This window comes from Alcanivorax sp. (assembly GCF_019431375.1).
GTDB classification, from domain to species: Bacteria; Pseudomonadota; Gammaproteobacteria; order Pseudomonadales; family Alcanivoracaceae; genus Alcanivorax; species Alcanivorax jadensis_A.
This window is the reverse complement of the sequence record NZ_CP080267.1, coordinates 2786089-2807993: the sequence shown is the minus strand read 5'-3', so window position 1 is coordinate 2807993 and position 21905 is coordinate 2786089. Positions and strand designations below refer to the sequence as shown.

Sequence of the window (21905 nt, the reverse complement as noted above, 5' to 3'; positions counted from 1 at the left end):
GCGCGATAGCCAACGCATGGAATCGCGCCGCCAGCGACGCTCCTACGGGAGAATGTATCGCTAGGCGACAGGTACGCCGAGGCACCGGCTAACGTCCGGCGACAGCTCGCCAATCATGGCATCCGCCCAGAAAAACCCCTGCACCGACACCCCACACAAAAACACGACCAGCAGAAAAAAGATCAGCGGTTTGATACGCGCCCGATGGCCGTACACATAGCGGGTAGGGCGAAACACTTTTTCGCCGGGCAAGGGCAACTGCCCCAGCCGCAATATCTGAAAACTGTGCCGGCCTTCGATGGCCAGCACCAGCAGCGCCAATCCCAGCGGCAAGCCGATAAACAGGCCATAGAGCACCAGCTCCAGGCCATTGAACGCCCCGTAGCGGTGGCAGTGGGCGGTTTCCAGATAGCGTTCAAACCAGGGGAAAAAGAAAAATTCCGTCAGCAGGAAAAGCGGCACAGCCCAGGCGGCATGAAACAATAGCAGGCGGATACGCTCAGCCTTGCTGTATTGCGGTGCCCACTCGGCCATACGCCTTCCCCCGAATCGATCTTCCCAGTGGGAGGCACCGCTCCCACAGACGTTCCTTATTATTCAGGGGGTATTCTGGCAGAAAGACTCAGCGGTCGTCGCGACGCAGCACAAAGAAAAACGGCTGCTTCATGCGTTTCAGGTCCATGATGCCGAGCACGGTGTTGTCATCCACCTTGCGGAACACATCATTGATGGGCAGGTTGTCGTAGGACATGGTGGCCGAGGTTTTTCCCCGATAGGTAACCATGCGCAGGCGGGCAGCTGACTGCCGACCCGACAGCAGTGGCAGCATCCACTGGAACACCTTTCCGACGCGCTCTGACTTCAGGAACGGCAATCGGTCGAGCAACCCCAGCCCCGGCATCACCAGCAACGGCTTTACCGTTGTGAGCTTGCCGGACGCCTTGCGAAAGACCAGCGGGTGGACGTGTTCCGCACTGTCAAAACGCTTGCCATGCCAGTGGCAACGTTCCAGCACGCCATCCAGCGGATGACCGGTTTCGAAGCCTTCGCCTTTCCAGGCACCGATCATGAAATCCGTCTCAATCGGCTCCAGCGCATCATAAATGGCCAGCGCATCGTCAGGGGATACCCGACCAGCCTGCTGAGCTGCCGCAAAACTGATTTCTTTAACGCCGTTCTGGCTTGCTTGTGACGCGCCCATGATTGACTCCCTGAAGCCGCACGAAGAAGGGATCCCTACGCTAAGCAGAGCTCGGCAAAATCTCCAGCGCTTGTGCTCTATTGTCAGGCAAGGGTGTTCACCAAAAACACCATTCATTGACCAAAACGGTCTTTTGAAAAAAACGGAACGCAGAAAGAGAAAAATCACCCGACATTGTTTACTTCACACCCAGCAGCATCGACATCGTCAGCCTGCTTATCCTGGTTCATCACAGACTAGAGGGAGAGTGGTACAGGGTCTGAGGTCGGACGTCAGAGGTCTGAATTCCCGTAACCGCACATGAACCTTTTTCCTCCGTGAACCCTGCACCCTCTGTGCTAACAATCACCCCTTGCAGCGTCCTTCTTCGCGCAATGCCGCCGCGCTGTCTTCCAGCCGCTGCTGCTCCCGGCCCAGCAAGGCGCTGACCTGTTTCAGCTCGCGAATCTTGTCGTCCACCGCTGCCTTCTTTTCCGCCATCAGCACGGCACCCTGTTCGCAATCGATGCTGTCGCTGCGCAAGGCATCGAGCACCTCACGAATCTCGCGCAGGGAAAAGCCCAGCACCTTGAGCTGGCGCACCATGGCCACCCGCTCCACCGCCTTTTCCGGGTAGTCCCGGTAATTGTTGCCGCGCCGCTCCACTTCCTGCAGCAGGCCAGCCTTTTCGTAGTAGCGCAGGGTGTGGCGGTTTACCCCGGTACGCTGTTCCAGTTCGGCAATCTGCATGGCCGCCTCTTGAGGAGCCTCTGAATAACTCCTTGCGTACTCAGCGTAGACTGAAGCGTGCAAGGAGTTATTCAGAGGCTCCTTAATTCGCTGTTGACCTTAGAGCATACTCTACCCTTTAGGGTGGTGGCATACCTCATCACGGAGACCTGCCATGACCCTGCTCATCACCGGCGCCAGCGGCTTTATCGGCCGCCATGTCTGCGCCCAGTTAAGCCATCACCATGACATCCTGGCGGTATTGCGCCAGCCGGACAGCCAGCTCCCCGCCTTGCGCCAGCAGGTGAATGCCCTGGGCGGGCAGGGCGAGCGCCTGCAGGCGGTGCCGGGCGATCTGGATCTGCCCGGCCTGGGCCTGCCGGCGGATCTGCCCGCGCCCCGGGCCATCATTCACCTGGGTGCCCGCTTTGCCTGGCAGCTTGATCGGGACAGTGCCCACCGCACCAATGTGGCCGGCAGCCTGGCGGTGGCCGAGCTGGCCCGACGCCATGGCAGCCGGCTGGTGTTTATCAGTGGCTTTATGCTGGAAAACCGGGAGCATCTGCAGCGGCTGGGGATCACCGGCGACGATCCAGAGCAAGTGGACTGGCAAGCCGTCTACCGCCGGGCCGGCGGTTATGAAGCCAGCAAGCTGGAAGCAGCGATCCGGGTGCGCGCCCTGGCGGCGGCCAGCGATCTGGATCTGGTGGAGGTGCAGCCCGCCACCGTGGCCGGGCACAGCCAGAACGGCACCCTGGATACTGCCCAGCCCCTGTTTGCCCTGCTCGACAACCTGGCGAGTGGGCGCCTGGCCATGGTACCCGGCAGCCCGGAGCACTGGCTGCCGCTGGTGGCCGTGGACCATCTGGCGGCACTGATTGCCGTTGCCGCCACCAGCGACACCGTGCCGCAACGGTTACTGGCCCTGGATCCGGACACACCCAACTTGCAGGGCCTGCTGGCCATCGCTGCCAATACTCTGGGACGGCGGGCCCCGCAACGGCATCTGCCGATCCCGGTACTGGCGGCCCTGCTGCGCCTGCCCGGCATGCCGCGACTGATGAACACCTGGCCGGAGGCCCTGCACTTTATCCAGCCCACCCGCTTCGATACTGCCAGTACCGATGCCTTCCTGGCACAGCAAGGGCTAACGCGCCCCGCCATGGAAGCGGTGATCGCCGCCAGCGCCCGCTGGTACCAACAATATCGACGTGATCAGCCCGACCTGTATCCGGCCTGACCCTGCATCTTTGCAGACGCTTGGGGTATGCTTGCGGGCATTGTGGGTGCCCGGCGCCAGGCCGGGCACGGTATTCAGCGACAGAGCGAGCCAAGCATGACCAACCGCGTAATCTACCCCGGCACCTTCGATCCGATTACCAACGGCCACCTGGACCTGGTAGAGCGGGCCGCCAAGATGTTCGATGAAGTGGTAGTCGGCATTGCCGCCAGCGAAAAGAAAGGCCCCCTGTTCACCCTGGAAGAACGGGTAGACCTGACCAATCAGGTGCTGGCTCACCTGCCCAACGTGCGAGTCACCGGCTTCTCCAAACTGCTGGCTCACTTCTGCAAGGAAGAGGAAGGCAACATCCTGCTGCGTGGCCTGCGGGCAGTGAGTGACTTCGAATACGAATTCCAGCTCGCCAACATGAACCGGCAACTGGCCCCGGAACTGGAGACGGTCTTCCTGACCCCGGCGGAGCACCTGTCTTTTATCTCCAGCTCCCTGATCCGCGAAATCGCCCTGCTGGACGGAGATGTGAGCAACTTCGTGCCACCGCTGGTGGCAGAAGCGCTGGAGCAAAAACGCCATGAAAGAAAGAAAGGATAAAGTTAGCCGACAACGCCAGTCAGCCCCGGCATGACAGCCAGGCCAACCCCGCGAACCGGAACCAGTCGCGGGTACCGGCTGTTCAGAAACGGTAGCCTTGGATCGCGTCATCAGGATCGCCACTCAATAATAATAACGCTGACAACCCCTGTAGGAGCGCCACTCTCTCTGTGTTCCTACAGAAAATATCCGCATCCACGGAGGAACCCCATGCGCATTCTGCTCTCCTTTCTACTGCTGATCGCCGTCAGTGCCCAGGCCGCCGGGCCGGGCAAGAACGCGGTAGCGAGTGCTCACCCACTGGCCACTGAGGCCGGCATGGAGATCCTCGAGCAGGGCGGCAATGCCTATGACGCGGCCATTGCCGTAGCCGCAGCGCTGGCCGTGGTGGAACCCTACTCGGCGGGCATGGGCGGCGGCGGTTTCTGGCTGCTGCACCGGGAAAGTGACGGCCTGCAAACCTTCGTGGATGCCCGGGAAACCGCCCCGGACGCCGCCATCCCCACCATGTACCAGGATCGCGATGGCAAGGTGGTGCGTGACTGGGCCCTGAACGGCCCCAGCGCCGCCGGTATCCCCGGCCAGGCCGCTGCCTTTGTGCATCTGGCGGACAACTACGGCAAGCTGCCCCTGAAGAACTCCCTGGCCCCGGCCATCCGACTGGCGAAGGACGGGTTCGAGGTGGAAGACCACTACCGCAAACTCGCCGGTTACCGTGAGGATGTGCTCAACCGCTTTCCGGAAGCCGCCGCCATCTTCCTGCACAATGGCAAGGTGCCCCCCGCTGGCCATGTGATCAAGCAACCGGATCTGGCCCGGGTACTGACCCTGCTGGCCGAGAAGGGCAAGGCCGGCTTCTACCAGGGGGAGGTCGCCCGCAAACTGGTGGAAGGCGTGGAGCAGGCCGGGGGTATCTGGACCCTGGAAGACCTGGCCAACTACGACGTGATTGAGCGCTCACCCACCGTGAGCACCTTCAAAAATGCCCGTATCGTTTCTGCACCACCGCCCTCCGCCGGTGGCATCGTGATGGGCCAGGCCCTCAATATCCTCAGCCAGTTCGATGGCGAACCGGACACCCACCTGATCGTGGAAACCATGCGCCGGGCCTACCAGGACCGGGCCCGTTATCTGGGCGACCCGGACTTTGTGGATATCCCTGTGGATAAGCTGTTGAGCAGCGATTACGCCAAACAGCGAGCCAGCACCATCAACCCGGACGAAGCCACCCCCAGCCACACCCTGGGCGAGCCGCTCACCGTGGAAGAGGGTTTCCACACCACCCACCTGTCGGTGCTGGACAAGGCCGGCAACCGGGTCGCCGCCACCCTGAGCATCAACCTGCCGTTCGGCAGTGGCTTCGTGCCCCCGGGCACCGGCGTGCTGCTCAACAACGAAATGGATGATTTCTCCGCCAAGCCCGGTGTCCCTAACGCCTATGGTCTGGTGGGCAGCGAGGCCAACGCCATCGCCCCCGGCAAGCGCCCGCTGTCGTCCATGACGCCCACCTTCGTGGAATTCGACGACCGCGTGGCTATCCTCGGCACCCCCGGTGGCAGCCGTATCATCACCATGGTCATGCTCGGCGTGCTGGAAGCGGCCAACAACCAGCCGGTGGACGCCTGGGTCAACCGGGTCCGCTTCCACCACCAGTACCTGCCCGATGAAGTGCAGGCGGAGCCGGAATTTGTCGGCAGCGACGCCGCCAAGGAGTTGATGCTGCGCGGCCACCATGTGGTTTCCACCGGCCGCGACTACGGCAACATGCAGGCGATCCTGTGGCGCAAGGACAGCAATGAGGTCACCGCCGCCAGCGACCCCCGCGGGATCGGCAGTGCCGAGGTGAGTGGGCAAGCCGCATTGAAGAAAACCGGGTCGGATTGAGGCCTGAAGGAGCCCCTGTTGTGAAAAAAACACTGCTCTTTATCGCCATGACATTTCTGACCGCCTGCAGCCAGAAGGCGGTTTATGACAATATCCAGCTCAACAATCGCATCCAGTGCGACAAGGTGCCGCTGTCGGAATACGATGCCTGTATGGAGCGGGCCAGCAAATCCTACGAAGACTATGAAAGGGAGCGTCGGGAAGTGGACGAGTCATAGCACTCCGATCGTTCGCCAGCATTTATCCCGTATTGCTCAGCAATAACACCTCGCACACTTCCACCCCTCGGACAGCGGTAGCAGCGCACCCGGTTTCCGGTTAGCGTTGCTGTTCCCGTGATTACGACTGGAGCCGTCCATGCCCTCCCTGTTTGGCACAGCCCTTCCCCTGATCCAGGCCCCCATGGCGGGTGTGCAGGACTGGCGCCTTGCGGCGGCGGTGTGTGAAGCCGGTGGTTTGGGGTCGGTTCCGGCGGGGATGCTCAATGCGCAGGGACTGGAAGAACAGTTGGCGCAACTCCGCGCTGCCACCACCAAACCCTGGAATGTGAATTTCTTCTGCCATACACCACCGACGCCGGACCCGGACGGGGAGCAGCGCTGGGTGGAAACCCTGCAGCCCTTCTATGAAGAATTTGCGGCGGATACCTCGGCGATCCCCCGTGGCCCGTCACGACAACCCTTCGACGCGGACTGTGCAGCGATGCTGGAACAGTATCGCCCTGCGGTGGTGAGCTTCCATTACGGCTTGCCGGAAGCCGCTTTGCTGGCGCGGGTAAAGGCCACCGGTGCCCGGGTGCTGTCCAGCGCCACCACGGTGGAAGAGGCCATCTGGCTGGCAGAGCATGGCGCCGATGCGGTAATTGCCCAGGGGCTGGAGGCCGGCGGCCATCGTGGCCATTTCCTCAGCGACGACCTCAGCCGGCAGCAGGGCACCTTCAGCTTGCTGCCGCAAATCTGCGACGCCATTTCCCTTCCGGTGATCGCCGCCGGCGGCATTGCCACCCCCGCAGGGGTCCAGGCCGCCCGCGCGCTGGGTGCCAGTGCGGTTCAGGTGGGCACGGCCTATCTGCTATGCCCAGAGGCCACCACCAAGAGCATCCATCGGCAGTGGCTGCAGAGTGACCGCGCCCGCCATACCGCACTGACCACGGTATTTTCCGGCCGCCCGGCCCGGGGCATGGTGAACCGGCTGATGGACACCCTGGGCACCCTGCCGGACACGGCACCGGCCTTCCCGCTGGCGGGTAATGCCATTGGCCCGTTACGCGCGGCAGCGGAATCGCAGGGGAGCGGGGACTGCTCGCCGTTGTGGGCGGGGCAGTCTGCCAGCGGTTGTCGGGAAATGCCGGCGGCGGAGGTAACCCGGTGGCTGGCCGAGGGCTGGGCTTAATTTTTACGTAGGAGCTATGCTTGCATGGCGAACAGGCTCTGACGCCTTCGCCATGCAAGCATGACTCAAACAGAACCCGCCGGGCTGCTTTCTCCTATGGCCCGATTTAACCTTGCAGGTTGTGGGGCAGCGGTCAGAATCGACATCCTGTTTACCGGCCAGGCCGGTGTGAGACTTGCCCGGCCCGCTGCCGGGCCCCAGCGGAGTGCTTTTCATGCAGCGTATCGAGATTACCAAGACCTTCCCGTTTTCCGTGGACAAGCTGTTCGACTTTCTCAGTGACCACGAGAACCTGGAAGTGATTTTCGCCCCGGCCAAGATCAAGCGGGTGAAGCCCGGCATCGACAGCCCCAACGGCGTGGGCTCCACCCGCCGTATGCGCATCCTGATCGCGCCGCCGTTCGAAGAAACGGTCACCAAGGTGGTCCCCAACGAGCTGATCGAATACAAGATCAGCAAGGGCAGCCCGCTGAAGAATCACAAGGGCACCATGCGCTTTTCAGAAAGTGGTGATGGTGGCAGCCAGTTGCATTACGTGATCGAGTTTGAAGGCAAGTTGCCGCTGATCGGGCCGGCAGTGAAAGCCGGTCTGGGCCAGGCCATCAGCCGCGGCCTGAACAAGCTGAAATTGTAAGCCGCACTCTGTAGGCGCCATGCTCGTATGGCGCCTACAGGGCTTTCAGACATAAAAAAACACCGGCACCCTTGCTTGCACAGATGCCGGCGTTAAACGGTTGCACAGTGATTAACCGAGGTTAGAACGTATAGTTCAGACTCAGGTTTGCGTTGGTCGGTGGGCCGTAATAGCTCTGACCAAAGTAACGCAGACTGCTCAGATATTTTTCGTCGGTCACATTGTTAACACGCAGTTTGGCATTGAAGTTGTCAGTGAAGTCATAGCCGGCCATCAGGTTAACCAGAGCATAACTATCCTGTTTCGTTTCGTTGCCTCCGCTGGTGTTGGTCACACGGCTCTGCCAGTTAACGGTCATTCCCACTTTCAGTTTCTTCAGTCCGACCGGGCGATACGTGGTAGCCAGGGTAAAGGTGTCTTCAGGAATGTAGGTTCTCAGCGCATTCCCTTCATCATCGTCCTCGATATCCAGGTAGGAGTAGCCGGCAGTGATATTCCAATCATTGAGAATCTCACCGGACACTTCCGCTTCATAGCCCCCGCTGTCGAAGTCCTGCCCACGGAATTCGGCTTTCGGTGTATTGTTTTGAATCTCCTCAGCCACATTCTTCTGCTCGGTTTCGAATGCCACTAAAGATGTGTTCAGTCGACCCTGGAACCATTCGCTCTTCAGCCCATATTCAATGTTAACGCCTTCCACCGGATCCAGACGGCTGCCATCCGGCTTCAGTTCTGTTTGTGGATTGAAGATAGTGGTATAGCTGGCGTACAGGGAGTGCTGCTCGGTAAGGTCAAAGATCACGCCAGCATAGGGGACCAGCTCAGAGGCACTGCTGGTTCGTGAAGCACCGTAGGCTTCGCCCTCGCTTTCCACATCCTGATAACGGGCACCAAGCACCGCCGTCAGCGGGTCAGCCAGGTTAAGGCGGGTGGCCAGATAGCCGCCCAGGTAACGGTCAACCCAGTCACTGCCTTCTTTCTCTCCGTCAAAGGCTGGCTCGGGGAAGTCCCCGGTGAACACTTGCTCCGAGTCAATGGGGGTAAAGCGCGAACCGCCGAAATCAGCAAAGGTCGACATTTCTTTCGGGCGGACTTTGCCACGGTTAAAGCCGATGACCATTTCATGGACACGCCCACCGACCTCATAGGGGCCCCGGGCAGACAGATCAACGGTTTCCTGGCGTTCATAACTCTGGAACTTGCTGGGGTAGGCAAACATGCCATCCAGATCACGGGTAGGATTACCGAAGAGATAAAGTAACTTCGAGTCACCTTCCCATTTACGGTATTGGTAAACCGCTTTGCTTTCCCAGCCATTATCAAACTGTTGAGCCAGTTCGACAAAGGCATCTTCCTTGACCGTATCCCAGAAGGCCCAATCGGCACCGGTGCTGGTGGAAACGCTAAAGTCTGTCGGGGTGCCATCCGCATAGAAAAGCGGCAAGGAGCCCCACATGTTCTGGTCCGCTTTGTCTTCCTGACGGGAATAACCAACGGTGAACAAGGTATTCTCGGTCAGATCCGCTTCAACAACACCATAGAGAACGCCACGCTCTTTTTCATAGCGGTCCAGATAGGAGTTTCCATCCCGGTAAGCGGTCACCACACGGGCTCGGACATTATCGGTCAGACTGCCTGACACATCGCCATCGGCGCGGTAGGTGTCCCAGGAGCCTCCGGTCAAGCCCACAGACGCCTGGCTATCACGGGTGGGGCGCTTGCGGACAAAGTTCACCACTGCGGAAGGCTCGCCTGCCCCGGTCATCAGACCATTGGCACCACGAATCACTTCCACGCGTTCAAATAGCGCGGTATCCAGATCGCCTCGCACGCCGGGTCGACCCGATGGTGAACCCACACCATCATATTTGAACGTATCAATATCAAAACCGCGGGCATTATATTCAGCCCGGTCGGTTTCATATTTCTGCACGGTAATACCGGTCGTATTGGCCAACACATCATTGATGGTGTTTTGCCCGAAATCATCCATCTCCGTACGCGTGGTGACCGATACGGATTGCGGCGTTTCCCGCAGACTCATCGACAGGCCTGTGGCACTGGAAACGGCTCTTTTGGGCGCATAGCTCTCGGTATTATCGGACACTGTTCCCGGCGCAGAGGCACCGACAGAAATTTCACCCAGTTCATGGGCTGGCGTATTCGCCTCATCAGCCAGAAGGCCGGGCGAGAAGACTAACAGCGAAGCATTGACAGCCCCGATCAGAATTCGCTTTCTCATTGAAGACCCCAGTCAGTTCAAACACTTATCGGCCCCGCAGGCAGAATGATCGCTGCCCCCACAACACTGTGAGCCGAAACTGACGAAGGATCATAATGATTTTGATAACCGTTCTCAATAGCGTTACCGGCTATTGCCGTCATCCTGGGAAAGCAGAGACTGCAATTCCGCGCGACCACGCTGGTTTGCCTCCACCAGCTTGTCGCCGTCGTGCTGGTGCTCAACCTGCTCGCGCAGCAGGGCCTCGTCCAGCTCGCGGAAGCTGCGCACCAGGTCGATGGCGGTGGATTCCGGCACGCCCAGTTGCATCAGCGTCAGGCGGGTGCTGAGCAGGGCAGACTCGAAGGTTTCGCGGATCACCTGCTCCACCCCCAGGGCATGGAGCTTGTAGGCGTGGAACCGGTCCCGGGCTCGGGCCACGATGGTCACGTCAGGAAAATGGTGGCGCACCAGTTCCGCCGCCTTGAGCGACGCATCCACGTCGTCCACGGCCAGCACCATGACTTTGGCGTGTTCCAGTCCGGCGTTGCGCAGCAGGTCCAGACGGGTCACATCGCCGAAGTACACCTCGTTGCCGTAGCGGCGCAGCATGTCGATTTCGTCCGGGTCGGAATCCAGCGCGGTGAAGGGAATCTTGCGGGCTACCAGTATCCGCGCGGTGATCTGCCCGAAGCGGCCCAGCCCGGCAATCACCACCCGCGGGTGGTGGTCAGGCAAATCTTCCGCTTCCAGATCCGGGCGAGTGCTGCTGGTACGCCGGTCCGGCCACAACAGGGACACCAGCTTCAACAACAACGGGGTGGCCGCCATGGACAGGGCCACCACCAGGTTGAGCTGTCCCACCAGGGTGTTGTCCAGCAGATTCAGCGCCTGGGCCTGGGTAAACAGCACGAAGGCGAATTCACCGCCCTGGCACAGCAGGATGCCAAACAGGGCGGTATTGCGCCATTCCACCCCGCGCAGCCGACTGATCACCGCCAGCACCAGCGCCTTCAGGCCCAGCAGCACCACCAGATACAAGGCAATGTCGCCGGGGTTGTCGACCAGCAGACGCAGATCCATGGTCATGCCGATGGCCAGGAAGAACAGCCCCAGCAACAGGCTCTTGAAGGGCTGGATATCGGTTTCCAGTTGCTCCCGGTAGGGGGAGTTGGCCAGCAATACGCCGGCCACGAAGGCCCCCAGGCCCATGGACAGGCCCAGATGCTCCATCAGGGCGGCGGCGCCCAGCACCAGCATCAGGGCACTGGCGATCATCAATTCCCGATTGCGCAGTTTGGCCAGCCAGCCCAGCCAGGGATTGAGGGCATACTTGCCCGCCAGCACCATGGCGACCAGTGCCACCAGACCCGCCAGCAACTGCGGGCTATCCTCACCGGCCTGGGTACCGGCCAGCAGGGGCAACAGCAGCAGGATGGGAATCACCGCCAAATCCTGGAACAGCAGGATGGAAAACGCGGAACGGCCCTGGGGCGTGCCCAGCTGGTTGTTTTCCACCAGCATCTGCACCACAAAGGCGGTGGAGGACAGCGCCAGGGTAAAGCCGATGGCCAGGCTCTTGTTGGTTTCGAAGCCCAGCAGCAGGAAGGCACCGGCCAGCAGCAGGGCGCTGAGAATCACCTGGCTGGCACCCAGCCCCACCAATCGCTGGCGTTGCGCCCACAGCTGTTGCGGCGCCAGTTCCAGCCCCACCAGGAACAGCATCAGCACCACACCCAGCTCGGCGAAATGCAGCACGTCGGTGCCGCCGCTTACCAGCGCCAGTCCCAACGGCCCCACGGCGATCCCCGCCGCCAGATAGCCAAGGATACTGCCCAGACCCAGTCGCTGGAACAGGGGCAATAACAACAACGTCGCCGCCAGCAATACCAGCGCCTGAGAGAAAAAGCCTTCCACGGTGACTCCTTGTTTTGTCGATTGCTGGCCACAAACCCGGCTCAGCCTGTGTAGCTGCCACGGCTCATAACATATCGAAAATAACACTGAATTATTGCTTCAATTTAATCTAACCACCCAGCCTTTGCCGCTCTTTGTACAACGTTTATACACGGACCTTTTGTTATGCTGATCAGGTAACCCCCTGAAGGAGGACCGCCCCATGACTACCCCCGATTGGCGTCTCCAAGGTCTGGAATTCATTAACTGCAACTGCGCTTTTGGCTGCCCCTGCCAATTCAATTCCCTGCCTACCCATGGCGACTGCGAAGCTCTCGGCGCCACCCATATCGAGAAAGGCTATTTTGGTGATGTGCGCCTCGACGGGCTCGACTTTGCCATGGTGCTGAAATGGCCGGGCCCGATCCACGAGGGCAATGGTGCCGCCCAGGCATTCATTGATGAACGCGCCACGGAGGAACAACGGGAAGCGCTGCTGGCGATTCTGTCCGGCGAAACCTCGGAACCGGGCGCCACCTTTTTCAACGTCTTCGCCAGCACCATGACCACCATGCATGATCCGGTTTTCTGTCCCTTGTCCATCGAGGTCGATGTGGACGGTCGCACGGCCCAGGTCAAGGTGGCAGATCAGGTCGAGGCCCATGGCGAACCCATCATCAACCCCATGAGCGGCGAGCCGTTACGAGCCCGCATCGACCTTCCCCAAGGATTTGAATTTGCCGTGGCCGAAGTGGCCAGTGGCACCACCCGGGCCAGCGGTGCGCTGCCGTTATCGCTGAGCGGCTCCCATGCTCACATGGCAAGGCTGGACATCGGCCCGGCAGGGATTCACCACTGAGGTAAACGCCGGCATGCCTGGCATGAAAGCGTTAAACCTGCTCTGGCAACCCCTGCGCCGCCAGCCGATCACGCTGGCGGCGCTGTTTGCTATTGTCGCGCTCAGTTGGTGGTATCTGGTCAACATGGCGCAGGGCATGACCACCATGGACATGCCCATGCCATTTCGCCCCTGGTCGGGGAATGATTTCCTGGTGATGTTGCTGATGTGGATCATCATGATGGTCGGCATGATGATCCCCAGTGCCCTGCCCATGATCCTGCTTTACAAACAGGTTGCCCGGCATAACCGACTGCGCCACGTCGGGCTGGGCGTCACCCTTTTTGTGTTGGGTTATCTGCTGGTCTGGTCCGTGTTCAGCCTGCTGGCCACGGTGCTGCAATGGCAGCTGGAACGCCTGACGCTGCTCAGCCCCATGCTGGTCAGTAATAGTGTTGTCTTCAGCGCGACGGTGCTGATCCTGATCGGCCTGTACCAGTGGTCACCCTGGAAAGAGAGCTGCTTGCGATGGTGCAGGGGGCCCATGCTGTTCATCACTCGCCACTGGCAGCCGGGGTTATCCGGTGCCCTGCGCATGGGTATTCGCCACGGCGCTTTCTGCACGGGCTGCTGCTGGCTGCTGATGGCGCTGTTATTTGTTGGCGGCGTCATGGATCTGACCGTTATCGCTGCCGTGGCTGTATTGGTGCTGCTGGAAAAGCTGCTACCAGGCGGTCACGTCTTTACCCGTGGCACAGGCATTCTGGCCATACTGACCGGCCTGGCGCTGCTGACTTACTACTAGCTACCGCTCGACCCACTCTCAACCGATAGCAACTGCACCAAAATTGCCCACAACCCCGCAAAGCCTTACCATGCGCGCTCCTTGTCCGCCCCGGAATAGTGCACGGCATGAGTGAACAGAATGACAGGCTGCGCCAGCAGCTGGTCGGCGGCCTGCTGCGGCAACTGCACCTGGATGTGATGAGCCAGCGGTTCAACCCCCGCCTGGTGCTGGCGCTGTTCAATCTGGTGAATGGCGGGCTGAGTATTGCCCTGATCGCCATCGTCGCGCTGATCACCCAGCAGTCGTTTATCTTTCCGTCCCTGGGCGCCACTGCCTTTCTGCTGTTCCACCTGCCCCTGGCGGAGGCGGCCTCGCCGCGCAATGTACTCAGCGGCCACGTGATTGGCGCCCTTTGTGGTTGGGCCGCGCTGTGGGTATGCGGGCTGCACGATGCCCCCGCCGCCTTCCTCACCGGGGTGGAATGGCCACGGGTGGTGGCCGCCAGCCTGTCGCTGGGCTTTACCAGTGCGCTGATGATCCTGTTCCGGGTCGCCCACCCACCGGCCGGAGCCACATCGCTGATTGTTTCCCTGGGGCTGATGCACGAACTGCAGCAACTGCCAGTGCTGATCAGCGCCGTGGCCCTGCTGGTCGGCCAAGCATTTATCATCAATCGGGTGGCCGGCATCCCCTATCCCCTGTGGCGTAGTCGCAAACAGAGCACCTGAGCCACTTTCGTAATGAGAATTACTTTTATTCCTGTTATGCTGCCGCGCTCAGTCTGATCGTGACAGGTGCATCATGCGCGCAATTCTGGTGGTTCTTCATCGCTGGTTCGGCCTTTTTATCGCCAGCTTTCTGATTATTGCCGGCCTCACCGGGGCATTGATTTCCTGGGATCACGAGCTGGACGAGTGGCTCAACCCGCACCTGTTCGAAAGCCAGAGTCAGGGCGACCCCCTGCCCATGCTGGAACTGGTGCGTCAGGTGGAAGCCGAAGATCCCCGGGTACGCGCCAGCTTTTTTAATCTGCAGGCGGAACCCGGCCATAACGCGGAGATCTGGGTAGACGCCAAGGTGAACCCGGAGACCGGGCGCCGTTATGAACTGGATTACGACCACGCCTTCGTGGACCCGGTGACCGGCGAGATCGTCGGCAAGCGCCAGTGGGGCAAGATTTCCCTGCACCCGGAACACCTGATGTCCTTCCTCTACAAGCTGCACTTCACGCTGCACCTGCCGGAGTGGAAGGGTATCGACCGCTGGGGCATCTGGCTGATGGGCGCCGCCGCCATGGTCTGGCTGTTCGATACCTTTATCGCCATGGCACTGACCCTGCCGCGCAAGCGCCGTACCCAAAAGCCCGCGGGCAAGAGCTGGCTGCAGCGCTGGAAACCGGCCTGGATGATTCGCCGCGGCGCCGGTGCCTACAAACTGAATTTTGATCTGCATACGGCGGTTGGGCTGTGGGTGTTCGGCCTGCTATTGATTCTGGCCTTTACTTCTTTCTCCCTGAACCTGTACCGGGAAATCTTCTACCCGGTCATGTCCATGGTGTCCGAGACGACCCCCGGGCCTTTCGAGACGCGCACACCCACCGCCCTGCATGACCCGGTGGAACCGCAGGTAAGCTGGCCGGCCCTGTTCGATAAAGCGCGCACCGAAGCGGATAACCGCCAGTGGCAAGAGCCCATCGGCGATACCTTCTACAGTGACAACTTCGCCGTTTTCGGGGTGCGCTTCTACTACCCAGGTGAAGACCACGACAGCGGCGGCATGAAAGTGAAGAGCCTCTATTACGACGGAGAGAACGGCAAGCTGATCGGCGATGAAGTGCCCTGGCAGGGCACCGCCGCCGACGTCTTCAACCAGCTGCAGTTCCCCCTGCATTCCGGGCGCATCGCCGGCATGCCGGGCCGTATCATCGTGTCGATCATGGGTATTGCCGTGGCCATGCTGTCGATCACCGGCGTGGTGATCTGGTGGAAGAAGCGCAAGGCACGGGTGGCCAGCAAAAAGCGAAAGCAGGAAATGGCCCTGAACACCGCCACCTACCAATAGGCACCTGTAGGAGCACCTCTTGAGGTGCGAACAGAGGCCTTGCCGTAAATCACAGGCCCATGTGAACCCCTCAAGCCGGGGTTCGCACCTCAAGAGGTGCTCCTACAGGGGGGTTATAGCCAGGCGGCGTTCCAGTACGGGTAGTCTCTCAGCGATCTGACAAGGCCGGCTCGCAAAGGGTTGGCAACGATATATCGCGCCACATCCCGAATGCTTTCTTCTTTGCGTACCGCATGGTCGTGGTATCCCTTTTGCCAAACCGCCGAACCGCAAAGCCGGCCACTTCGACCCTTCACTCTGAGCATGACTCTGGACAAGGACTCGCCATCCCCAAGCTGAAACAACCAGTGCAAATGGTCAGGCATAAGCACATAGCAAAGTGTTGATGTGGCCCCTGAGCGGTCACTCCAGAGAATCGTCCTGCACACCAGGCTGGCGAGGTAACAGTCGGAGAAGAAAGGGTAACGGGCATTCGTGACAGTGGTAACGTGGTAAATCCGTCCCGCCTCTGAGTAACGTCCGCTTCAGTGGCTTCCCTGATATCGCTAACGTGGTTGCGCTGAATGAAAGAGCAGGAAAGACGATATCCTGAATTTTACGCATCTTTAGCAAAAAGACACCGAAATTCGCGCCTTGAGGTTGTTGATGCGGCTTTTGCCCAGCAGTTTCAGCAACATCATGCAGACACGATTGCGCTGAATGAAAGAGCAGGAAAGACGATATCTCTGAATTTTACGTAGGCATCTTTAGCAAAAAGACACCGAAATTCGCGCCTTGGGAAGGTGCCCTACAGCCTCAATCAGAACCGATCACGACCAGGCTGGTTGAGGTTGTTGATGCGGGTTTTGCCCAGCAGTTTCAGCAACAGGTTGCGGAAGAATCGCAGTAGCGGATAGAGCACTTTCGACACGCGCCGGGAGCGGAACATCCAATAGTTGAAGCGGTTGAATATGCCGGAGCGGCTGCCGATCAATGCCAGGGCATGGATGGCATCGGCACCGTAGTAAAGCTGGTCGCCCATCTTCACCACCATGCCCTGATCGATATCCAGGCCAGCGCCGGTAATCTCGCGCATCACTTCGCTATCTTCCCGGGCATCCACGATGTGCAGCTCACCGACGCTTTCGCGGATGCGCACCACCTGGCAGTAAGCATGGCAGGCCGGGCATTCCTTGTCGTAGACCAGCAAGATATTGGGGCGTGACACGTGATCTCCAGCTGAGCCAATAAAAAGCCCCCTTACGGGGGCTTGTTGTTACCACTGAATCGGCGCTTCCGATGACCCTGGGCTGGGCTGCTGGCCAGCGGGACGGGCCGCCGGGCTGCCTGCACCACCGGCGCTGCGTACCCGGTCGCCGGCTTGCAGGGGGCTGCTGGCCGGGCCGTCCAGGCGCGCCACGCCATAATCCGGGCGTACGTCGGTGACGGTCAGGGTGGCCAGAGCGTTGCCTTCCAGCTTGATGGTCAGACCGGTGTCCGGATCTTTCATTTCCCCGGCGGGGCGGTAGACCTGCATGCTGGCATCCTGCTCCAGCCGGCCCTGGCCCTGACTCAGGAACACGGTATCGCCCTGCACCTTGATGATCTGCACCGGGTAGAGCACATCCGTAGCAGCACCGGCCATGGCCCGGGCGATGACGGGATAGAGTTCATCCGCCAGCCGCTCCGGGTGGTTACGGTCGTCAATCTTGAGCTGACGAGCCACCTCGCGGATGGAGGCTTCAGACTGGTTCCAGTCGAACAGGTCTGCCCACAGGATTTCGCTGGTGGTGGTATCGATCAATCGATAGCGAACCCGGATACGCGGTTCATAGCCGGAGAACTTGGCACCGTAGAATTCCCGCTGGCTGTCGCCGATGCTGAAATCTTCGATGGTGCCTACCAGCAGCAGATCGGCCCCCTTGCGCTGACCCAGCCGGGCCAGTTCTTCCGGCGCCACACTACCACTGGCGACGACTGACTGCTCCTGATCAATGGCATCCAGGTTCGCCCGGTCCAGAACCCGGAAGCGGCCGGACTGGGTAAAGGCGGTGACCAGATCATCGCGCAACTGACGCTGCACCTGGCTGGCCGGCACCTGCACGTCACCCAGGTCGTAACGAGGTTGGCGGCTGTCGAAGGTGGTGATGGCAATACCGGGCAGGTGGGAGCGATCCGCACCCAGGGTCTTGGGACGCAGCACCTCCGCCTGCACATTGGCCTGCCACAGGCCGTCTTCCACCTGCTTCACCGACTGCACCTGGTAACTCTTGATATTGCCCAGGGTGGGCAGCTGCGGCTCCGGCACCGAGGTTTCGGTACCGATCCAGGTGCTCACGTCACCCTGCTGGCGAACCACCCATTGCAGCACATTGGTGCGGAAATTCGGGTCCACGGCCACGCTGACCCCGCCGGCCTGTCGCACCGCCGCCACCAGGGCATTGGTCATGGCCTGTTCCGGGTTGTCGCCATAGCCCCGGGCCGACACGGAAACGGTTTCCGTGGCGGCCTGGGCCAGCGACGCACACAGCAACAGGATGAAACATAACGGAGCGAACAGGTGCTTGGTCATAACGGCCTCCATGTCTGGTTAGCATGCACGCAACCGGTGACGCCAGTTGCGTGCTGCGTCCTTACAACCCGAACAGGCTCTTGCTGCGAGTCTTGCGGATTTCTTTTTCGTTGGTCCACTCAATGATGCCGGTCTGGATGTTGAGCAGCTTGAGAGTGAACTTGTAGTACACGTCCTTGGTGCTGCCATCGCGTTTGACGATGGAAGAGAAGTTACCGTACATCATCAGCTCGGCGCCGATCTGGCGGCCCATGGCGGCGGCCGTGGACGGATCCACCAGGCCGGAGTCGCTCTGGTATTCCAGCTGCTGACGCACACGATCCACCACGGACATGTCCACAAAACGGAACTTGCCGGAGTTGATCAGCTTGGACTGAATGGTGTCAGTGATGGACTCGGTGTCCACGTGCTCGGTGGTCTTGTTCTTGATGCGATCCACGAACACCACCGGACGACGGTTCTGGGTCATCTGCACGATGGGCGGGAACACCATCATGTCATCCACCATCTTGGCCGCGATCATCTGCAGGTCGGTGGAACCGAAATCCGTGTTGACGGTTTCCCGGGCCTGGGCATCGCCATAATCCACTTTGGAGGCACAACCGGACAGGGCCAGGGCGCTGCCCAGCAGCAGCATGGAAAGTACGCGTAGCATTATGGTTTTCTCCTTGTTCCTTTTAGAAAGGCGCACAGTTATTCACGCACCCAGATTTCAAAGCGTACCGCGGACGGGTTGGGGGCAACGGCCTGGACGCTGTTCTGGCTACGACCGGCCATCACCACCTGCCGCCAGGGCTGGCCTTCCGGCGCCTGCTCGAAACCGTCCTTGTCGAACCATTTGAACTTGTATTGGAAATCCAGTTCAAATTTCCAGTCATTTTCCAGGGTGGCCTGCACATAGAGCAGGTTGCCCACGGTCTTTTGCTTCAGGTCCTGCACGGAAATGCGGCTAGCCAGCAGGCTGTTGCTGGAATAGACCTTGGTGATGGTCTCGCCGTCTTCATCCACTTCCATGCGACCCATATTGGTGGCCGAGCAGGCCGCCAGCATGGCGGCCAGCAGCAGCGCCAGCATCGGGCGTAACAGTGTCATAAGGGTCCCTCCTGAACGGGTAACACGCGGGTAATCAGCTGGCCGGGAACGGCCGCCACATGAATCACGGTGAGGCCACGGTTTACCACCGGTACCGTCAACGTAGCATTGCCCCCGGGGGTGCTCAATACAAGGGTATGCTCCCCCTGGGGCAGTGAAAATCGTGTTGCCTGGGCATAGGCAGGCAGGGTCAGCCAGCTGCGCCGGTCCGCCTGCTCGCTGACCAGGTTATACAACTGGGTGGCAAAAGCCCCCAGCGGGCCGAAATCGTCGTTGGCCTTTTTCTGCAGGTTGTACTTGGCGGTGGCCCGCAGGGTCTGGCGTACCAGCATGCCGGGCAGTCGCTCTTTCAAATCCTTGGCGGCCAGGGCACCCACGTCGGCCAGTACCACGGTTTCCGCCAACGGCTGGCTGGCGCTATCCAGCACCCGCAGGCTGTTGGGGCGCGGCTTGCTGGTCAGGGAATAGGTGGGGAAGGCCACCGAGAAGATGCCGTGGACAGTGGGAATGGGCAGGCTGAATTCTTCCCGGGCCTGCACAAAACCCTGCTCGTAAAGTACCGCCACCATGCCGTCTTTTTCAGGCCGACCTTTCATGGCATTGGACACGCGCTCAACATCTTCCTTGAGCATGTCCAGCTCCGGGTGAATCTCCAGGGCCTTCTTGTAGTCCACCAAGGCATCGTTGTATTCGCCGTGGGCTTCCCAGAACAGGGCCGACAGGTAGAAGGTCCAGGCATTCTGGAAGCTGGCTTTCACTTCCCCGGCCACCGCATTGATACCTTCGAAATAACCGTCGAACTGGCTCAGGTCCACGTTGTTTTCTTCCGCCGCTTCCTCGGCCTTGGCGATTTCCTTGTCGCGCTTGTCCGCCGCCACCCGCTGCTCCAGGGCCGCCCCGCGCAATTCCACCGCGGTGCCAGTAGGGTCGTTGGCGTCCCAGTAATTCAGCGCCTGGTAGGCATGGGTGAAGATGCGCTCGTAGTCCGGCGCCACATAACTGCGGGCATTGTCGTTGGTGACCAGGGACGTGCCGGAGGAGGCCAGAGAAGAAAGCTGGATGCGGGCGCTGGCATCTTCCTCATCGTATTTCTGGATGGCACCGGCAAAGGCTTCCCGGCTCTGTTCACGCTGGCCAGTGAGCTGGCTGACCCGGCCCAGTTCCTGCAGGTAAAGGACACCATCACCGCCGGAGGCAGCCTTTTCCAGCTTCTCGGTGGCCGCTGGCGTCACCGGGGCGGTCGCCAAAGCGGCTTTCCATTGCTGGGCCTGGTTGGGGTAGGGCACAAACAGGGAGTTTGTGGCACAGCCGGACAATGCCAGCAGCCCTGCAACCAACAGGCATCCTTTCCTGAGTCGTCTTATCATGCGTTAGATACGAAAAAAGCCGGAGCAGGCAAGGTAGCCCGGCACCGGCTTTTTGTCGAGCGTTTCACCGTTCAGGAGGAGGGCCGGAACAGCCACTCCCCGAGAAACACCGAATCGCCTAGAACAACACCCGGGTACGGATGGTGCCGTCGATGGTACGCAGCTTCTCCAGCGCCAGCTGGCTGTAGCCCTTGTCCACATCAATGACCACGTAACCGATTTCCTCGTTGGTCTGCAGGTACTGGCCACAGATGTTGATACCGTTCTCGGAGAATACGGTGTTGATCTGGGTGAGCACGCCGGGCACGTTCTTGTGAATGTGCAGCAGACGGTGCATGTCCGGGTGGGCCGGCAGGGCCACTTCCGGGAAATTCACCGCACCCAGGGTAGCGCCATTGTCGGAGTAGCGGATCAGCTTCTCGGATACTTCGGTGCCGATGTTCACCTGGGCTTCCTGGGTGGAGCCACCGATGTGCGGGGTCAGGATCACGTTGTCGAATTCACGCAGCGGGCTGATGAACTCGTCGTCGTTACCCTTGGGCTCTTCCGGGAACACGTCGATGGCGGCACCCAGCAGGTGGCCATCGCGCAGGGCACCGGCCAGGGCGTCGATATCCACCACTTTGCCGCGGGCATAGTTGATCAGGTAGCCCTTGGGCTTGATGGCGCGGATCTGCTCTTCCTTGATCATCCAGCGGGTGGCAGCGGTGTCCGGCACGTGCAGGCTGACCACGTCGGACTGGCCCAGCAGTTCGGTGAGGCTACCTACCTGCTCGGCATTGCCCAGCGGCAGTTTCGGTACCACGTCGTAGAACTTCACCTTCATGCCCATGGATTCGGCCAGCACGGACACCTGGGCGCCGATGTTGCCGTAACCCACGATACCCAGGGTCTTGCCACGGATCTCATAGCTGTCCTTGGCAGACTTCAGCCAGCCGCCGCGATGGGCAGAAGCGTTCTTCTCGGGAATGCCGCGCATCAGGTTGATGGTGTGGGCAATCACCAGTTCGGCCACCGAGCGGGTGTTGGAATAGGGGGCATTGAATACCGGGATACCACGCTTCAGGGCGGCAGTCAGATCCACCTGATTGGTACCGATACAGAAACAACCCACACCGATCAGTTTCTCCGCCGCCTGGAACACCTCTTCGGTGAGCTGGGTGCGGGAACGAATGCCAATGAAATGGGCATCCTTGATCTTGTCTGCCAGGTCGTTGCCGGTCAGCGCGGTGGGCAGCAGCTCCACATTGCTGTAGCCGTGCGCCTTCAGGTTCTCCACGGCGTTTTCGTGGATGCCCTCGAGCAGGAGAACGCGGATCTTGTCCTTCTCAAGAGAAGTATCGGCCATGATTGAAGTCTCGGTAGCCTGTGAAATGGGCGCGTATGTTAACATAGCCCGCTCAAATTGAGAGCAGCCGCGCCGTCGGATTGCTCAAGTTGCC

General features: G+C 60.3%; 23 protein-coding genes. 11 read left to right on the top strand and 12 right to left on the bottom strand.

The genetic code is table 11. The features are described 5' to 3' along the window. Positions 1 to 60: 60 nt before the first annotated feature. The 3 genes from KZ772_RS13095 to KZ772_RS13085 form a co-directional block, all read right to left on the bottom strand. Positions 61 to 534 (bottom strand): hypothetical protein, encoded by a 474-nt coding sequence (locus KZ772_RS13095; protein WP_290536980.1) that lies wholly within the window; start codon positions 532 to 534, stop codon positions 61 to 63. Positions 535 to 622: 88 nt separating this feature from the next. Then, positions 623 to 1201 carry a DUF4334 domain-containing protein gene (locus tag KZ772_RS13090; protein ID WP_290536979.1) on the bottom strand — a complete coding sequence of 193 codons (579 nt, stop codon included), beginning with the start codon at positions 1199 to 1201 and terminating at the stop codon, positions 623 to 625. Between the two features lie 345 nt (positions 1202 to 1546). Next, complete coding sequence (locus tag KZ772_RS13085; protein WP_290536978.1) at positions 1547 to 1930, bottom strand: MerR family transcriptional regulator; 384 nt, start codon at positions 1928 to 1930, stop codon at positions 1547 to 1549. A gap of 154 nt (positions 1931 to 2084) precedes the next feature. Here KZ772_RS13085 and KZ772_RS13080 point away from each other — a divergent pair, with 154 nt between their 5' ends. The 6 genes from KZ772_RS13080 to KZ772_RS13055 all read left to right on the top strand — a co-directional run bounded on the left by KZ772_RS13080 (position 2085) and on the right by KZ772_RS13055 (position 7650). After that, a complete protein-coding gene (locus KZ772_RS13080; RefSeq protein WP_290536977.1) occupies positions 2085 to 3149 on the top strand; it encodes an SDR family oxidoreductase in 1065 nt (354 codons plus the stop codon). Positions 3150 to 3245: 96 nt separating this feature from the next. Then, the gene (gene coaD, locus KZ772_RS13075) at positions 3246 to 3740 is read left to right on the top strand and encodes a pantetheine-phosphate adenylyltransferase (protein WP_290536976.1); all 495 of its coding nucleotides are present in this window, start codon (positions 3246 to 3248) and stop codon (positions 3738 to 3740) included. A 210-nt stretch (positions 3741 to 3950) separates the two neighbouring features. Beyond that, on the top strand, positions 3951 to 5624 hold the full coding sequence (gene ggt / locus KZ772_RS13070) for a gamma-glutamyltransferase (RefSeq protein ID WP_290536975.1): 1674 nt from the start codon (positions 3951 to 3953) through the stop codon (positions 5622 to 5624). A 20-nt stretch (positions 5625 to 5644) separates the two neighbouring features. After that, positions 5645 to 5842: a hypothetical protein gene (locus KZ772_RS13065; RefSeq protein ID WP_290536974.1), complete on the top strand. Its 198-nt coding sequence runs from the start codon at positions 5645 to 5647 to the stop codon at positions 5840 to 5842. A 139-nt stretch (positions 5843 to 5981) separates the two neighbouring features. After that, positions 5982 to 7016 (top strand): nitronate monooxygenase, encoded by a 1035-nt coding sequence (locus tag KZ772_RS13060; RefSeq protein ID WP_290536973.1) that lies wholly within the window; start codon positions 5982 to 5984, stop codon positions 7014 to 7016. 214 nt (positions 7017 to 7230) lie between these two features. Next, positions 7231 to 7650, top strand: a complete 420-nt coding sequence (locus tag KZ772_RS13055; protein WP_365870247.1) for an SRPBCC family protein — start codon at positions 7231 to 7233, stop codon at positions 7648 to 7650. A gap of 121 nt (positions 7651 to 7771) precedes the next feature. On the opposite strand, the gene KZ772_RS13050 is transcribed toward KZ772_RS13055, so the two are convergent. Both KZ772_RS13050 and KZ772_RS13045 read right to left on the bottom strand, forming a co-directional pair. Next, positions 7772 to 9892: a TonB-dependent siderophore receptor gene (locus tag KZ772_RS13050; protein ID WP_290536972.1), complete on the bottom strand. Its 2121-nt coding sequence runs from the start codon at positions 9890 to 9892 to the stop codon at positions 7772 to 7774. Between the two features lie 123 nt (positions 9893 to 10015). Beyond that, on the bottom strand, positions 10016 to 11788 hold the full coding sequence (locus KZ772_RS13045) for a monovalent cation:proton antiporter-2 (CPA2) family protein (protein ID WP_290536971.1): 1773 nt from the start codon (positions 11786 to 11788) through the stop codon (positions 10016 to 10018). A 202-nt stretch (positions 11789 to 11990) separates the two neighbouring features. Between KZ772_RS13045 and KZ772_RS13040 the strand changes: the two genes are divergently transcribed. From KZ772_RS13040 to KZ772_RS13025, 4 genes are all read left to right on the top strand, one after another. Further along, complete coding sequence (locus tag KZ772_RS13040; protein WP_290536970.1) at positions 11991 to 12626, top strand: DUF1326 domain-containing protein; 636 nt, start codon at positions 11991 to 11993, stop codon at positions 12624 to 12626. Between the two features lie 22 nt (positions 12627 to 12648). Beyond that, positions 12649 to 13410, top strand: coding sequence for a DUF2182 domain-containing protein (locus tag KZ772_RS13035; RefSeq protein ID WP_290536969.1), 762 nt, complete (start codon positions 12649 to 12651; stop codon positions 13408 to 13410). A 107-nt stretch (positions 13411 to 13517) separates the two neighbouring features. Continuing rightward, on the top strand, positions 13518 to 14120 hold the full coding sequence (locus tag KZ772_RS13030; RefSeq protein WP_290536968.1) for an HPP family protein: 603 nt from the start codon (positions 13518 to 13520) through the stop codon (positions 14118 to 14120). 73 nt (positions 14121 to 14193) lie between these two features. Then, positions 14194 to 15453, top strand: coding sequence for a PepSY-associated TM helix domain-containing protein (locus KZ772_RS13025; RefSeq protein WP_290536967.1), 1260 nt, complete (start codon positions 14194 to 14196; stop codon positions 15451 to 15453). Positions 15454 to 15566: 113 nt separating this feature from the next. Here the strand turns inward: KZ772_RS13025 and KZ772_RS13020 are convergent, their stop codons facing one another. Next, positions 15567 to 15950 (bottom strand): transposase, encoded by a 384-nt coding sequence (locus KZ772_RS13020; protein ID WP_290539481.1) that lies wholly within the window; start codon positions 15948 to 15950, stop codon positions 15567 to 15569. Positions 15951 to 16016: 66 nt separating this feature from the next. Here KZ772_RS13020 and KZ772_RS13015 point away from each other — a divergent pair, with 66 nt between their 5' ends. Next, positions 16017 to 16193, top strand: a complete 177-nt coding sequence (locus KZ772_RS13015) for a hypothetical protein (RefSeq protein ID WP_290536966.1) — start codon at positions 16017 to 16019, stop codon at positions 16191 to 16193. A 59-nt stretch (positions 16194 to 16252) separates the two neighbouring features. Here KZ772_RS13015 and KZ772_RS13010 read toward each other — a convergent pair whose 3' ends face one another. From KZ772_RS13010 to serA, 6 genes are all read right to left on the bottom strand, one after another. Next, entirely contained in the window at positions 16253 to 16660 is a 408-nt protein-coding gene (locus tag KZ772_RS13010; protein WP_290536965.1) for a DCC1-like thiol-disulfide oxidoreductase family protein, read from the bottom strand. Between the two features lie 48 nt (positions 16661 to 16708). Next, entirely contained in the window at positions 16709 to 18004 is a 1296-nt protein-coding gene (locus KZ772_RS13005) for a CsgG/HfaB family protein (RefSeq protein ID WP_290536964.1), read from the bottom strand. A 61-nt stretch (positions 18005 to 18065) separates the two neighbouring features. Beyond that, on the bottom strand, positions 18066 to 18659 hold the full coding sequence (lpoB, locus tag KZ772_RS13000; RefSeq protein ID WP_290536963.1) for a penicillin-binding protein activator LpoB: 594 nt from the start codon (positions 18657 to 18659) through the stop codon (positions 18066 to 18068). Between the two features lie 38 nt (positions 18660 to 18697). Beyond that, positions 18698 to 19096, bottom strand: a complete 399-nt coding sequence (locus tag KZ772_RS12995; protein WP_290536962.1) for a YcfL family protein — start codon at positions 19094 to 19096, stop codon at positions 18698 to 18700. Next, on the bottom strand, positions 19093 to 20433 hold the full coding sequence (locus tag KZ772_RS12990; RefSeq protein ID WP_290536961.1) for a hypothetical protein: 1341 nt from the start codon (positions 20431 to 20433) through the stop codon (positions 19093 to 19095). The genes KZ772_RS12995 and KZ772_RS12990 overlap by 4 nt, the downstream gene beginning before the upstream one ends. Before the next feature lie 148 nt (positions 20434 to 20581). Beyond that, the gene (gene serA, locus KZ772_RS12985) at positions 20582 to 21811 is read right to left on the bottom strand and encodes a phosphoglycerate dehydrogenase (RefSeq protein ID WP_290536960.1); all 1230 of its coding nucleotides are present in this window, start codon (positions 21809 to 21811) and stop codon (positions 20582 to 20584) included. Positions 21812 to 21905 lie beyond the last annotated feature (94 nt).